This is a genomic window from Nitrospira sp. Ecomares 2.1 (genome assembly GCF_965152585.1).
The window spans coordinates 3,903,751-3,919,034 of sequence record NZ_OZ224219.1 but is presented as its reverse complement, the minus strand read 5'-3'; the positions used below and the strand labels follow the sequence as shown (position 1 = coordinate 3,919,034).

The window sequence follows — 15,284 nt, the reverse complement described above, 5'->3', positions numbered from 1 at the left end:
AAGACAAGATGGTGAGGCACTTTTTGAATTTTATGCTCGCGGAGGAATACATGAAAAGCACGGTGATACAAATGATTGGGGTGACTTTGGGTGTCCTGGGAATGTGGGCCATCCCGGTGTGGGCCTATGAAGAAAGTGAGGTCAAACAAGGAGGAATGATTCGTGGGCAAGTGACTTTAGCGGGAGGGATGCCTAAAGCCATGGCCTTTAATTTGGTGACGATTCCAGATCCGGTTTTTTGCGGGCGAATTTCAACCGGAACAGGATGGCGTATTGTTGAAGATTTTATACTTGGATCTCAGGGCTCGCTGAAGGACGCGATTGTGATGCTCAAGGGTATTGAAAAAGGGAAAGCGTTTGAGTTGCCAAAAGTGACCATCGAAGCGAAGGATTGTGATTTTCTCCCATTTGTCAATGTCTTACGGGACCAGGATGAGCTGACGGTCATTAATATGGATCCAGTGGAACATGATATTCAAGGATACGAGACTGCTCGTGATCGTGGTGCGAGGGTCTTGTTTAATCGCCCTCTTCCCATGAATCCATTTCATAAAGTGTTGGGCTTGTTGAATAGCCATGATCATTTACCCGGCAAGCCAATGATCGAAAAAATTCATTTGCAAAAGGATCGGAATATCTTTGTGATGCAATGCGGATTTCATCCATATATGTTTTCTTGGGGAGTGGTGGTTGACAATCCCTATTATGCGATTACAACCGAGGACGGCCGATTTGAGATATCCGACATTCCACCTGGAACCTATACGTTATCGGTCTGGCATGCCGGAATGAAGAAATATTTAACCCGTGAAGTGACGATTGAACCGAATGGGTCAATTTCTGTGAATTTTGAATATCAATCACCCGTAGGGCGCCGCAGTGTTCATGAAATTCAAGACAACCCCCACTTTGGATTGGGACTCTTAGGAGAAGAAGTCATCATTCCCTCACTTCGTCTTCAACATCCTTCATGACAAATACTATGAAAAGATCATCACAGAGGTTAGCGAATTGGTTTTGTTTCTGAGAACCGGAAATTTTTGAGCTGACTCTTTTCTTTCCCTCTATTTTTGAACAGCCGAATTCTTGCCCGTGTGCAACGTCCTTATGGCGTATTTTCATGGTTAACATTCTGGAGAAGAACAGATATGCTAGAATGCCAACTTTCCTGGAAAGGGAGTATTAAACAAGTCCGCCAGCGGCGTTCTTGCCGCCTGGGCGTGCTGACATACTCTTCCGCACCCACCACTCGCCCAAACGTTTGAGGCCTTTTCTTCGAGCAGCCTTGTCTGTGTTTTACCGCTCATTCTTGACCAGCTATGAGGAGCCGGGAATGAGGGATATCGACCAGCATCTGACGCATTGCGGACAGACTTCCTAAGAACTCTCACGCACATCACAAATGTGGAAGCCTAGCTTCTTTGGGCAGAGATAACGATTACCCACCACCCAAATTATCCCTATATTTCTTTCAAGTGCCGTCTTCCTGCTACCCCGTATCTGCCCCTTTCGTCGAATTTTATTTCCTATTTTTTTATAAGCCAACCGGAAGTCGTATTTGGATCCTCGTATGAGTCATGGTTTGAACCGTTGGGTGGTCGGTATTCCAATTCCGCTGAATGTGGGTCTTCCGTAATTTTCTCCCAAAAGCGACTGACTGAATAGCAAACCTAAAAACATGCAACCTTGAGATTTCAATGTTTCGTGAGGTATTCGCGATGTTCTTCGTGGTTTTAGTAGTTTTCCATAACAAGCATGAACGTAAATTAACTTATAAATTTCAATTGGTTAAGGGGAATAGGGCAAGCCAAGATGTTTGGACTAAAGTTTGCTAATCAATGACATGGATAAAAGTGGTGACACTTGCGATCAGTGTTTTTTATTGGTGGTGGAATTGGGTTGATTAGAAAGGAGGTGCAAGGCAGGTACCGGTCCGAAGTCCTATTACGGAACTATTTTTCAATATGTTTATCCGTAATGAGTTTTTAAAAAAAGGAGGTCTTTTAATGTTTCTTTCTAGACGTCAATTCTTGAAAGTTTCTGCAGGGACTGTGGCTGCAGTCGCACTGGCCGATAAGGCTCTGGCCTTAACGGCGTTACAGCCAGTCATCGAAGTCGGGAATCCTCTCGGCGAATATCCTGACCGTTCATGGGAGCGGGTCTACCACGATCAATATCGCTATGACAGTTCGTTTACCTGGTGTTGTTCTCCCAATGACACGCATGCCTGTCGAATCCGGGCGTTTGTCCGAAACGGGGTCGTCATGCGCGTGGAGCAAAATTACGATCACCAGACCTATGAAGATCTCTATGGCAATCGTGGGACCTTTGCGCATAACCCCCGCATGTGCCTGAAGGGGTTTACGATGCATCGGCGGGTGTATGGACCGTACCGGCTCAAGGGGCCCTTGATGCGTCGAGGGTGGAAACAATGGATGGATGACGGGAGCCCGGAGTTCACGCCGACCATTCAGGCGAAATACAAATTTAATGCGCGGTACTTGGACGACATGTTGCGGGTGTCCTGGGATACGGCGTTTACCTATTTGGCGAAGGCCATGATCATCATCGCCAACCGGTATAGCGGTGAGGCCGGGGCCAGACGGTTGCGGGAGCAAGGCTATCCGCCCGAGATGCTGGAGATGATGAAAGGCTCAGGAGTTCGAAGCATGAAATTCCGGGCTGGCATGCCTGTTTTGGGAATCATTGGGAAAATGGGCATCACCCGGATGAATGGCGGCTGCGGCGCCTTATTGGATACCTACGTACGAAAAGTTACGCCTGAGCATGCGCAAGGCGGACGCTACTGGAATAACTATACCTGGCACGGCGACCAGGATCCTTCCCAGCCCTGGTGGAATGGGACCCAGAATTGTGATGTGGATTTGAGCGACATGCGCTTCACGAAGTTTAATACCAGTTGGGGCAAGAACTTCGTCGAAAACAAGATGCCGGAAGCCCACTGGAAACTTGAATCCATTGAGCGGGGAGGACGCATTGCGGTCATTACCCCGGAATACAATCCGACGGCCTATCGAGCGGACTACTGGATTCCTGTGCGTCCAGAGTCTGATGGCTCCTTCTTTTTAGGGGCATGTAAAATTATTGTGGATGAGGGCATGTTCGATGCGGATTTTTGTCGGTCCTACACCGATATGCCTCTCTTGGTCCGGACCGATACCCTGCAATATTTAGATCCGCGTGATGTGATTAAAGATTATCAATTCCCCGATTTTTCCAAATCCTATTCGGGCAAAGTGCAGACGCTGACACCGGCGGAAATCGCGCGGTTAGGTGGCCTCATGGTCTGGGATCTGAACAAGAATCAAGCGGTCCCCATTCATCGTGAATTGGTGGGGTGGCACTTCAGAAAGAGTGGCATTGAGCCAGCCTTGACGGGGACGCATCGGGTGCGGTTGCTCAGTGGGCGGGAAGTGGACGTGATGCCGATTTTCCAAATGTATCAAGTCCATCTCCAAGACTATGATTTGGATACGGTGCATCAAATCTGTCGGTCTCCCAAAGATTTGATCGTGCGGTGGGCGCGTGATATCGGGACGGTCAAGCCGGCTGCGATTCACAACGGAGAAGGCGTCTGTCATTACTTCCACATGACCCAAAATGGGCGGGCGGCGGCCTTGAACCTCATTTATACGGGGAATATTGGGAAATTCGGCAGCGGGTGTCATACCTGGTCCGGGAATTATAAGGCGGGAACCTGGGCGGCGACCCCGTGGGCAGGATCCGGTCTTGGAGTGCATACCGGAGAGGATCCGTTCAAGATTACGACGGACCCCAATGCCCATGGAAAGGAAATTCACGTAAGAAGTTACTATTATGGGGAGGAGCCTGGCTATTGGAACCACGGCGATACGGCGTTGATTGTCAATACGCCGAAGTATGGTCGTCGGGTGTTTACAGGCAAAACACACATGCCGACCCCGAGTAAATTCCGGTGGGTGGCGAATGTCAATATTCTTAATAATGCCAAGCACCATTATGACATGGTCAAGAATGTGGATCCGCATAATGAATGTCTGGTGAATCAAGAAGTCGAGATGACGTCGGATGTCAACCATTTCGACGTGTCATTTGCGGTGAATACGTGGATGGAGTTTACCTATCCGGAGCATACGGCGACGGTGTCGAATCCCTGGTTCCAGGTGTGGAAAGGCGGCATCCGGCCGTTGTATGACACACGGAACGATTTGGATACGGTGGCGGGCGTCGCGGCCAAACTCACCGAAATGACGGGGGATGGGCGGTTCCGCGATTACTTTAAGTTTGTCTATGACAATCGCGTGGACGTGTATCTGCAACGGTTGTTGGATGCGGGCAACTGCTCCTATGGGTATAACGCGGATACGATGTTGAAGTCGGAAAAGGGCTGGATGGTGATGACCCGGACCTATCCCCGACATCCCTTGTGGGAAGAAGTCAACGAATCAAAACCGCAGTGGACCCGCAGTGGCCGCCTGGAGAGCTACCGGGTGGAGCCGGAAGCCATTGAATATGGGGAAAACTTCATCGTCCATCGGGAAGGCCCGGAGGCAACCCCGTATTTGCCGAATGCGATCATGTCCTCCAATCCGTATATCCGGCCGGATGACTATGGGGTGCCGATCACGGCGCAACATCATGACGACAAAACCATCCGCAACATCAAGTTGCCCTGGTCGGAAATTAAACGGTACGCCAATCCGCTTTGGGAGAAGGGGTATCAGTTCTATTGCGTCACCCCGAAGACCCGGCATCGGGTGCATAGCCAATGGTCGGTGAATGACTGGGTGCAGATGTATGAATCCAACTTTGGGGATGCCTATCGGATGGATAAGCGGACGCCAGGAGTTGGTGAGCATCAAATCCATATCAATCCGGCTGCGGCCAAAGATCGGGGGATCAACGATGGGGACTATGTCTACATCGACGGTAACCCGGTGGACCGGCCGTATCGGGGCTGGAAACCCAGTGACCCATATTACAAGGTGGCGCGGTTGATGATCCGGGCGAAGTACAACCCGGCGTTCCCGTACCATGTCACGATGGCCAAGCATGCGCCGTTTGTGTCGACCGCGAAGTCGGTGAAAGGGCATGAAACCCGGCCGGATGGGCGGGCGATTGCGCTGGATACGGGCTATCAATCGAACTTCCGGTATGGAGCGCAGCAGTCGTTTACCCGCAGTTGGCTGATGCCCATGCATCAAACCGACTCGTTGCCGGGTAAGCATCCAATTGGCTGGAAGTTTAAATGGGGCTTTTCGATCGATCACCATTCGGTCAATACGACGCCGAAGGAATGTCTGATCCGCATTACCAAGGCGGAAGACGGTGGTATCGGCGGCCGTGGACCGTGGGAGCCGGTCCGGACCGGGTTTACCCCAGGCCAGGAGAATGAGTTCATGATCAAATGGCTGAAGGGTGATCATATTAAGATCAAAGTGTAAGTGAATTGGAGGCTGGGGGGTTTCTTCTTGATTGCCGTCTAGAAAGAAACATTGCGAATACCTCCCCCCAGCCTCCGCCTTTTTCAAGGAAAAAGGAACGTATTGCGAAAAACGGTATTGTGAGGAGCACTGATGAAGATAATCCGGTGCAAATATTTACGGCATAGACCAGGAACATGTGGTGACAAAACCCTATGTATTTGTGGTGGATGATGATGAGGTGGTTCGCGTAAATATTGCGAAAAAACTTTCCCGATTAGATTGCACGGCACGCGCTTTTGAATCGGGAGAGGCCTTGATGGAATTTTTGAAAAATCATAGGGATGAACCGGATGTAATCTTGGTTGATTATAAAATGGGCGGTATGGATGGAGTGGAAACATTACAAGCAGTGAGAAAGATGTTATCCACTCCCGCCGTGATATTTACGGCGTATGAAGGCCTGGTGGACTTACAAGCTGTAAAGCAATTAGGGCACTGTAAAGTCCTGCTCAAAACGATAGATCTGAGCGTGCTAGGTTGTATCGTGAATGAAGCAATGGCCGAAAGAAAAATGCGACAGTAAATTGGGTTGAAGCCTGGTTTTTGGCAACGTGACTGTTGGCAAATTCAGACTATTCATCCCCGAAATTTTCACTGAAACGGAGGACGACAATGCCTGAAGTGTATAACTGGCAGTTAGGACGAAAGATGCTGTATCCGTATGAGGAGCGGCATCCGAAATGGCAGTTTGCGTTTGTCTTTAACATCAACCGGTGTTTGGCATGTCAAACCTGCTCGATGGCGGACAAGTCGACGTGGCTGTTCAGCAAAGGGCAGGAATACATGTGGTGGAACAACGTGGAAACGAAGCCGTATGGGGGCTATCCACAATTCTACGACGTCAAGATCACGCAGCTCATCGAGCAGGTCAATCCGGGCGGCCAGGTGTGGAACGTGCGGGTGGGCCGCAAGCACCATGCACCGTACGGAGTGTTTGAAGGGATGACGATCTTTGATGCGGGGGCCAAGATCGGGCAGGCGGCCATTGGCTACATCCCGACCGACCAGGAATGGCGGTTTGTGAATATTTATGAAGACACGGCGACCTCGATGCGGGCGATCGTGGAAGGGGTGGATAAGACGGGGTTTACGAAGGAAGAGCCGTGGAAAATGCAAGGCAGCAGCTTGCCGGAGCATGAAACGTACTTCTTCTATCTGCAACGCATCTGTAACCACTGTACGTATCCGGGCTGTCTGGCGGCGTGTCCGCGGAAGGCCATCTACAAGCGGCCGGAAGACGGGATTGTGTTGATCGACCAGAACCGGTGCCGGGGGTACAAGAAGTGTGTGGAACAATGCCCGTTTAAGAAGCCGATGTACCGGGGCACGACGCGGGTGAGTGAGAAGTGTATTGCGTGCTATCCACGGGTCGAGGGCAAAGACCCCTTAACGGGGGGCGAGCCGATGGAAACCCGATGTATGGCAGCGTGCGTGGGCAAAATCCGCCTGCAAGGGCTGGTCAAAGTCGGCGATGACGGGTTATGGGCGGAAGATCGCTGGAATCCGTTGTACTATGCCATCCGGGTGGAACAAGTGGCGTTGCCGTTGTATCCGCAATGGGGCACGGAGCCCAATGGGTTTTATATCCCCCCGCGGCAGGCGCCGCGAGGCTACATCCGGCAGATGTTCGGGCCGGGAGTGGACAATGCGATTGAGAAGTATCTGGTGCCGAGCCGGGAATTGTTGGCGGTGTTGCAGTTGTGGCGGGCGAGCCAACAGATCATCTTCCGGTATGACGTGATTCCGGGACCGAAAGTGTTCGAAACCCAAATCCATGGGCGGAAGTTTGAGATGTACAACGACACGGTGTTGGGGTTCAACAAATCGGGCAAGGAAGCGGTGCGGCAGCAAGTGGAAGAGCCGATTTACATCCGCCCGGCGGAGCGGGTGAACTGGCTGTAAGCGGAAGCCCAGAGGGGAGACCGAAGAGCAGGGGGCGACAGATGTCGCCCCCTGCTTTTTTTTTATTCAAAATTCTTCAAGCATTTTTACAATGCACTTTAGAACTGTAAATCCGTATTAGCTGAAAATGTTTTTGATACCGTCCGGTCTTTACCTTTTTGCTCGACAAATGAGGCATGCATAGGATTAAGAAAAAACAGGGGTTCCTTATTCAGGAAAAAATCTACATATAGGGACAATACTGTATCTCATGATAGGGAAAGGAGGTGAGTTCGGAGAACGCACGGGATTCCACTGTATCCGCATTGTACGGCGTTGAAACATGTGCAAAGGATGAAATTTGATGAAAAATAAATGATGATTTTATTGGATTTTATTGTAACTATAGCTCATAAATTGTCTCTGTTCAGAGCACCTCTCCTATTGGTGGAATTATAGAGTTTCATTGGAAGAGTGTTTGAAACCATTTTTTCCCGCTCATCAACCAAACGATTCTATGGGTAGTTTGGAGAGGACACTCTTCTTTGAATCCCATAATGGCCTTGGCTTTTGAACTTTTCGACCCTTAGACCAGTCCGGTATAGTTAATTTTTTGATAAAATTGGGTGAAAATTACAAGCTATGTTGTATTGATTCTTTTTGTCATGTCTGGCTAGATAAGGAGAGGTCCTAATGATGCAATTGGCCAAATTGAAAAGTGAATTAGACGATGCTCGGTTCTGCACGGATCGTCTCTTCTCCCTTGTGAGTGATGAAGCCATGTATGAGCGTCCTATCCCCGAGCGACATCGTTTAATTTTTTACCTGGGCCATCTTGAGGCATTTGACTGGAATCAGATTGGTCGTTGGACATTGGGCATGCCGTCGTTTCATGAATCATTTGACCAGTTATTTGAAGCGGGAATTGATCCTTCCTTGGGAAATCTGCCCGCCGATCGACCATCGGATTGGCCGACAATACATGAAGTGCACCGTTATAATGCACGTGCTCGTGAAGAAGTGGATCGCCTCTTGCCAACTGTTCCGGAATGTATCATCCATATGGCAGTGGAACATCGTCTGATGCATGCGGAGACGAATGCCTACTTACTCCATCATTTGGATTCAAAGTACAAGCATGCGCCAGCGAATTCCTCCAAGGGCTTATCTTCTTCATTTTCAGAAGACATACCTAAAAATGAGATGATGGAAGTTCCAGAAGGCATGGCCACCCTAGGACGGGAGCCAGAAGAGGGGTTTGGCTGGGACAACGAATTCTTGCAACATGTCGTCCCTGTTCCTGCGTTCTTGATCAGCCGGCATAAAGTGACGAACCAACAATATCTGCAATTTGTTCAGGAGGGTGGCGAACCGTCCGCATTTTGGGTCAAACGAGGGGATGCCTGGTATGTGCGCACGATGTTCCAGGAAGTCCCATTACCCCCATTCTGGCCGGTGTATGTGACACATCGACAGGCGGAGGCTTACGCTAATTGGGCCGGGATGACCCTCCCGACCGAACCCCAGTTTCATCGCGCCGCCTTTGGCACTCCGTCCGGTATTGAGCAATCCTTCCCCTGGGGTAATGCCGCGTCAATGTTTCAACATGGGAATGTTGATTTTCATGCTTGGGATCTGGCTCCTGTGAATGCCCATCCTCTTGGGGACAGTGCGTTTGGTTTGGCTCAGATGGTGGGAAATGGCTGGGAATGGACATCGACCGTTTTCCATCCTTTTCATGGATTTTCACCCTTTCCCACGTATCCTGGTTATTCAGCCAGATTTTTTGATCAGGATCATTATGTGGTGAAAGGTGCCGGGCCTTTTACCTCCAGCCGACTCTTGCGCCGGTCGTTTCGAAATTGGTTTCGACAAAGTTACCCCTATGCGCATATCGGTTTCCGCTGTGTGCAGTCATAATGCTCATGGGTGACGCTGCTTCTTTTCCGTGTTGCATATCGGATGACACCTTTTTATGCGATTGATACTTAAAAGACGGGGGCATTGGGGGCTCCTCCTTTTTTTCTTGATTCTCTGGGGGAACCCAGCCTTTGCGACCGACCGGTTGGTGATTCTGCATTCGAGCGAGCATCACGGGGTTGCGCTTCCGCTTGACCAAGCCGGAGAGACGAGAGTTGGAGGCCTGGCCAGGCGGGCCACAATTGCGGAGGAGGTTCGGCGGGAAGGCGTGCCGGTCTTGATGGTGGATTCGGGGGATATCCTTATTGGAACCGCTATGTCTTCCTGGTTTCGCGGTGAACCGGATATTCGGGCCATGAATCTGATCCGCTACGATGCGATGGTGGCTGGAAATCATGATTTTGATTATGGAATTGACCACCTTCGCACATTGGTTGAGTTAGCCGATTTCCCAATTTTATGCACGAACCTTCAGTCCAAGCGATCTGTCCTCCCTTGCCGGCGCTCAGTTGTCACCCGCTTGGGGAATGTGAGTGTTGGAATCGTCGGAATTGTGGGGAACAGTAATTTTCCTGATACCTTCAACCGGGATGTCGCAAATACGTTATTATTGATGGATCCGATTGCCTCTCTTCAAACTGAAGCCCTGCGATTACGGACAGAAGCCCATATCGACCTGGTCATTGCCCTCACGCATCAAGATAGCAATGAAGATTTAAAAATTCTGGAGACCGTTGAGGGGGTGGATGTACTCATCGGTGGACATACCGAAGGGTTTGACGGATTGTATGTTCCTGGTTTGATGGAGCCGGTTGAATCCGTGACTCGTCCTCGATCGGTGTATGTGAAGACACATCGGCAAGGCCGAACAGTCGGGCGATTAGATCTGACGATTGAGGAAGGATCGGTGATCCAGGCGCGTTCACACAATATTCCAGTGACCGTGGAAGTTCCAGTCGAGCCGAATGTCCAACAACTTCTGAGCGAGTATCGACAGCGGTTTGCCCGTCAAGCCACTCAGATATTGGGGGAGGCGTCTGTGCGGCTCCAGGGCGATCGGCCTGTTGTCCGGACCCAAGAAACCAATTTGGGAAATTTGTTGGCAGATCGTATGCGAAGGAAATTTGAGACGGATATCGCCTTAATAAATTCCGGACAAATTCGTCGAAGCCTGGAACCCGGTCCGGTAACATTAGGCGATATGCTTTCGGTCCTGCCCTTTGACTCCGCCCTTGTGACCGTACATGTGACGGGAGCGATGCTTCGTCAGGTTTTAGAGCATAGTGTGAGTCAATGGCCGAATCATTCCGGTCGGTTCCTCCAGGTATCCGGTCTCCAGGTCACGTATCAAGGAAAGGCCCCGGTTGGATCTCGTGTGAAGAGCATCATGGTTGGGGGTATGCCCTTAGATATGTCAAAAACCTATACTGTCGCGACGGACGCCTTTGTGGCTGAGGGCGGGGATGGCTATGACATGTTGACTCACCTCTCGGATCGAAGGGACCATCAAATCCCCTTGAGAGATCTGTTGTTGAAAGCCTTAGCTGATGGTCCGCTCTATGCGGAAGCAGATGATCGTATCGTATTCGTGAATAGCTTCCCGTCTCATTAACCTCTCATCACTGTATGTCTCTTCCCCAAGCTGCTCGTGATTCACGACGATGGTGGGCTGATTTGGTAGCTGTCTGGCGGGATACCCGGCAGATTGTTCTAACGGCTCAGATTGCGGCAATTTATGCCGCAATTCTTATTCCCTTTAAAGCCGGCATTCCGATTGTTCCTGGTTTTGTGGAATTACGACCGGCTAATGCCATTCCTCTTGTGGCATCGCTGTTGTTTGGTCCCGCTGCGGCTTGGGGCGCAGGTATTGGCAATGTCATCGGAGATTGTTTCGGCACATTGGGGCCGGCAAGTTTCTTTGGGTTTTTAGGCAATTTTATTTTCGGATATCTTCCGTATGTATTATGGGGGCATTTGGGGTGGTTCTCATCCGGCCAGCCGCCTTTGGGGAAATCTTGGCGTCAGATGATGGAATATGGCGTGGTATGTATGATCGCTTCAGCCGCCTGTGCCGGAATGATTGCGTGGGGAGTGGAGTGGTTGGGGTTGTTACCCTTTGTTATCCTCGCTCCAGCGATCTTTTTTAATAATGTGGTGATGGGCATGTTTCTCGGTCCTCCATTATTGGGGTTTCTCTATCCGAGAGTGCAACGGTTGCGCTTGCGGTATGAAGATATTCGAGAATCAGCTGCTTCCCATATTAACCCTACCAAAAAGCTGGAGGCACCTGATTCGGGGAGCGAGGGGACGAATGCAAATTTTCGCGACGTAATTGTGGACTGTCGTGGCTTTACTTTCCAGTATGCGTCCGGTTCAGCACCTGTGCTCAGGAATGTGTCATTTTCTCTGGCTTCCGGTGAACTCGTTGTTCTGTTAGGCAGGAGTGGAAGTGGGAAGTCCACGATATGCTATGCCTGTAATGGTCTCATTCCTCATATGATCCCTGGGACACTTTCCGGAACGATGCGAGTGAAGGGCCGCGACACCGTGGATGATCCCGTGTGGAAACAGGCTGGGCGGGTCGGCTTGGTCTTTCAGGATTTTGATACGCAACTTGTGGCGACGACTGTTGAGGGGGAATTGCTCCACCCATTGGAATATCGTGACCCTCGACTTTCTGTGGACGAGGTCCGACGGCGGGTCGTTCGTGCCCTCAGTCAAATCGGGTTGGCCGATTGTGCCCACCGTGATCCTATGACGATGTCCGGTGGCCAGAGGCAACGTCTGGTAATGGCTTCTGTGCTGGTACAAGAACCGGCGCTATTGGTCCTGGATGAACCCGGTTCAGACCTTGATCCGGCAGGCCGGTCACAATTACGTAATGTTTTACGGAATCTTCAACAAGACGGAATTACTGTGCTCATGACCGAGCATAATGATGACTATCTTGCGCAAGCGGATCGAGTTCTGGTCTTGGATGAGGAGCACATCGTCTGGGAAGGAAAGCCTGAGATCTTGTTGCGACAGCCTCAGTTGATGCGGGATTGTGGTCTTCGACCTTTCGTCCTGACAGAATGTTTTGAAGAATGGGACCTGGAACACGTGCCCGTTTCCGTCGAGGAAGCATGGACCCGGGCTGAGGAATTGAATCTTCGTCTGGCACCTCCGGCGGAGGTTCTTGATGATACACTTCGGTTGGGGAAGCTGCCGGAGAGAGAATCAACGATGGCTTTGCCCTTGATTCAGGTTGACCACGTTTCTTTCCAGTATGAAGAGCAGACGGTCTTGGCTGACGTGTCATTTACCATCCAGCCAGGAGACTTTCTGGCATTGCTGGGTCAGAATGGATCAGGGAAAAGTACGCTTGCACGATTGCTCAATGGCCTCTTGATGCCGACATGCGGCACCATTGTTGTGGACGGTATGAATACCCGCAGCACCTCGATGAATGAATTGGCCCAACGCGTCGGATTAGTTTTTCAAAATCCTGATCATCAAATTTTTGCGGATACCGTCTGGGAAGAAGTTGCCTTCAGCGCGAAGAATATGGGTTGCTCAGAGGATGAGATTGCCGATCGGGTGAAAGAATCTTTGACTGCTGTGGGATTGCCTATTGAGGGAAGTCGGGACTTAGATCCGTTTTCCTTAAGAAAAGGGGAGCGACAGCGGATTGCGGTGGCGTCCGTGTTGGCTACAAGACCGGCTGTGTTGATTGTTGATGAACCCACGACAGGGCTTGATCCCCATGAAACTGACCGGATGATGGCGATGATTCGGCGACTGAACCAAGAGGGGCATACGATTGTGATGATCACACATTCGATGGGGCTTGTTGCGGCTTATGCCCGGCGCTGTCTATTCATGCATAGCGGGAGGATTATTGCTGATGGAACGCCTCGAGAAGTTTTTGCTGATCCCGGGTTGATCCAGTCAGCATCATTAGAGATCCCGGTTATTTCCCGCTTTAGCCAACGATGGGGACAGACCTTACTAACGGTGGAAGAAGTGAACGCCTCCTGGAGGCGAGGTTTTCCATGAGCATTGTTGCCGATACGAATCCGGTAATGGAAAACGTGTGTGGCATGTGTGGTATGTGTGAGATTCATAGAGTCTGGTAAATCCCGATGAACGTTTCCTTGTATTTATCCAGGAAATCGTGGATGCACCAGTTAGATGGTCGCACCAAAGTTCTGACGGTGCTTGGGGTGTTTGGTTTAGCTCTGTGTTTTTCGGACCCGGTTTACTTGCTTGGAGTATTTGGAGGCGTGATGGGTGGGTTAACTATGTCTCAGGCAGGGGCGAATGTCAGGAAAATGTGGATGCTGACGGTTCTCCTGTTTGGCTATAGCGTGGCTCTCTGGCCATTCTTTGTCGATGGTGTGACCCCTGTTCCCGTCTTGCATGGGCTTGGAGTGACCTGGGAAGGTGTCAGGGTTGGTTTAGGAATGGGTCTGCGGCTGTTGATTATGCTCTGGGGTGGTATTTGGTTACTCTCGACAACGACGGTGGAAGAGCTCGCGCACGCCTCTCAGCAATTGGGACTTCCTTCACGGGCAGGGTTTGTCTTCTCACTCGCGTTCCGGTGGGTGGGAATGTTCATAGGAGCAGGCGTGGGTGTGGTTCAAGCGCAGCGATCACGCGGATTAGATGTGTCGACCGGCGGAATTCTACAACGCATTCGTAAATATGTTCCCCTGGTGATTCCCTTGATTGGGCATGCCCTTCGTCAAACGAATCTTCTGGCGATGTCCCTGGAGTCTAAAGGGTTTCATCCCTCAGCGACACGACATTTTTACGCTACCGGGAAATTGAGGGCCCGGGATTACACGGTCATGAGTGTGATGCTGATTCTTTTAGGAGTAAGCCTTTGGTTGCGATGGCAGGGCTTCGGTACTCTCGATATGCAATTTTGAGAATTTGATGCCTGCATATTTTCGCTCAAATCTAAAGACAATCCCAAAAATCCTCTTTTCCATTGTGGGATGCCGAAAGCGTCGGTTGGATGATGTGGACAATGGAAAGATTGGCTCAGCTAGAAGCTTAAGGCCAATGGCTCTGGTTGCGAGTTCCGATGAGGTATCTGAGAAGGAGAGATTGTGAAGCTGGTGTGAGGTGGTAGGTAGGGAAATCCTAACTTATCATTGGGGTCTGTCGGCAGGAGGTCTCTTCTGTCGCGAGTGCGACAAATTTTGAAATCTTTTTGATGCAACGGCCACAGCACTGCCGTTTGTCATTGAGTTCGAGGGCGTCCGCAAGCTTTAAGGGACAAGTGATACCCGCTTGTCCAAGTTCACGAACATCGGATTCTCTGATACCTTTGCAGATGCAGATGAACATAGAAAAACCGTTACTGGATGATTGCCCTTTCGAAAATGATAACCGTTATCAATATAAAAATATTTTACCCACCATCTGGGTCCATGTCAAGATCTTGATGTATGATATAAGCTGTTGATAATTAATATATTATTTCTCGTTCTGTGAAATTGCTTGATGTTAATATCTATCGTGCATTTTATTTTTCTGCCAAAAAAGGTGAATGATTTGTCTTGGCTATAGGAAATTTAATATGGAACTCGGCGGCTGTGTAGTAGAAGGATCAGAAGGGATAGAAATTCGAATCTATGTCCAGCCACGAGCCTCAAAAACAGAAATAATTGGACTCCATGGGGAAGCCTTGAAAATTCGCCTTGCAGCTCCTCCGGTGGATGGTCAGGCCAATACAGAATTATGCCGGTTTTTGGCACGACAGCTTGGTGTTCCCCAGAAAGATGTCCAGCTGAAATCGGGAGTTAGTTCCAGGCAGAAACGAGTTTTTATTGCAGGGAAGACCCTGGCTGCTATAAGAGCAGCTCTGACGAAAAGCCCTTCCACGAAAAATCCTGAACATAGAGGTGGATAGAAATGGGTGTTGGGAGTATAAAGTTAAGAATCTATTAGAATATTGGATGAGTTTACATCCCTTGAAGTCACTTTTATAATGCCCAGCCGTTGCTC

Annotated in this window: 9 protein-coding genes; all 9 read left to right on the top strand. The window is 50.1% G+C overall.

The annotated features are described in order from the left end of the window. The first annotated feature begins 50 nt into the window (after nucleotides 1–50). Nucleotides 51–974, top strand: a complete 924-nt coding sequence (locus ACWHYD_RS17365) for a carboxypeptidase-like regulatory domain-containing protein (protein ID WP_447963277.1) — start codon at nucleotides 51–53, stop codon at nucleotides 972–974. A gap of 1,032 nt (nucleotides 975–2,006) precedes the next feature. Further along, entirely contained in the window at nucleotides 2,007–5,444 is a 3,438-nt protein-coding gene (locus tag ACWHYD_RS17360) for a molybdopterin-dependent oxidoreductase (RefSeq protein ID WP_447963276.1), read from the top strand. A gap of 181 nt (nucleotides 5,445–5,625) precedes the next feature. After that, complete coding sequence (locus tag ACWHYD_RS17355; protein WP_447963275.1) at nucleotides 5,626–6,009, top strand: response regulator; 384 nt, start codon at nucleotides 5,626–5,628, stop codon at nucleotides 6,007–6,009. Nucleotides 6,010–6,098: 89 nt separating this feature from the next. Next, on the top strand, nucleotides 6,099–7,388 hold the full coding sequence (locus ACWHYD_RS17350; protein WP_312644280.1) for a 4Fe-4S dicluster domain-containing protein: 1,290 nt from the start codon (nucleotides 6,099–6,101) through the stop codon (nucleotides 7,386–7,388). Nucleotides 7,389–8,060: 672 nt separating this feature from the next. Then, a complete protein-coding gene (locus ACWHYD_RS17345; protein WP_447963274.1) occupies nucleotides 8,061–9,287 on the top strand; it encodes an SUMF1/EgtB/PvdO family nonheme iron enzyme in 1,227 nt (408 codons plus the stop codon). Nucleotides 9,288–9,342: 55 nt separating this feature from the next. Further along, nucleotides 9,343–10,899 carry a bifunctional metallophosphatase/5'-nucleotidase gene (locus tag ACWHYD_RS17340; protein ID WP_447963273.1) on the top strand — a complete coding sequence of 519 codons (1,557 nt, stop codon included), beginning with the start codon at nucleotides 9,343–9,345 and terminating at the stop codon, nucleotides 10,897–10,899. Nucleotides 10,900–10,913: 14 nt separating this feature from the next. Beyond that, complete coding sequence (locus tag ACWHYD_RS17335; RefSeq protein WP_447963272.1) at nucleotides 10,914–13,325, top strand: energy-coupling factor transporter ATPase; 2,412 nt, start codon at nucleotides 10,914–10,916, stop codon at nucleotides 13,323–13,325. A 122-nt stretch (nucleotides 13,326–13,447) separates the two neighbouring features. After that, complete coding sequence (locus ACWHYD_RS17330) at nucleotides 13,448–14,200, top strand: energy-coupling factor transporter transmembrane component T family protein (RefSeq protein WP_447963271.1); 753 nt, start codon at nucleotides 13,448–13,450, stop codon at nucleotides 14,198–14,200. Nucleotides 14,201–14,856: 656 nt separating this feature from the next. Continuing rightward, nucleotides 14,857–15,189, top strand: a complete 333-nt coding sequence (locus ACWHYD_RS17325; RefSeq protein ID WP_447963270.1) for a DUF167 domain-containing protein — start codon at nucleotides 14,857–14,859, stop codon at nucleotides 15,187–15,189. Nucleotides 15,190–15,284 lie beyond the last annotated feature (95 nt).

Bases quoted from the DNA above. Each gene is read 5' to 3' on its own strand.
- ACWHYD_RS17335 (WP_447963272.1), top strand. From the start codon at position 10,914: ATGTCTCTTCCCCAAGCTGCTCGTGATTCACGACGATGGTGGGCTGAT.
- ACWHYD_RS17350 (WP_312644280.1), top strand. From the start codon at position 6,099: ATGCCTGAAGTGTATAACTGGCAGTTAGGACGAAAGATGCTGTATCCG.
- ACWHYD_RS17365 (WP_447963277.1), top strand. From the start codon at position 51: ATGAAAAGCACGGTGATACAAATGATTGGGGTGACTTTGGGTGTCCTG.
- ACWHYD_RS17325 (WP_447963270.1), top strand. From the start codon at position 14,857: ATGGAACTCGGCGGCTGTGTAGTAGAAGGATCAGAAGGGATAGAAATT.
- ACWHYD_RS17330 (WP_447963271.1), top strand. From the start codon at position 13,448: ATGCACCAGTTAGATGGTCGCACCAAAGTTCTGACGGTGCTTGGGGTG.
- ACWHYD_RS17345 (WP_447963274.1), top strand. From the start codon at position 8,061: ATGATGCAATTGGCCAAATTGAAAAGTGAATTAGACGATGCTCGGTTC.
- ACWHYD_RS17360 (WP_447963276.1), top strand. From the start codon at position 2,007: ATGTTTCTTTCTAGACGTCAATTCTTGAAAGTTTCTGCAGGGACTGTG.
- ACWHYD_RS17340 (WP_447963273.1), top strand. From the start codon at position 9,343: ATGCGATTGATACTTAAAAGACGGGGGCATTGGGGGCTCCTCCTTTTT.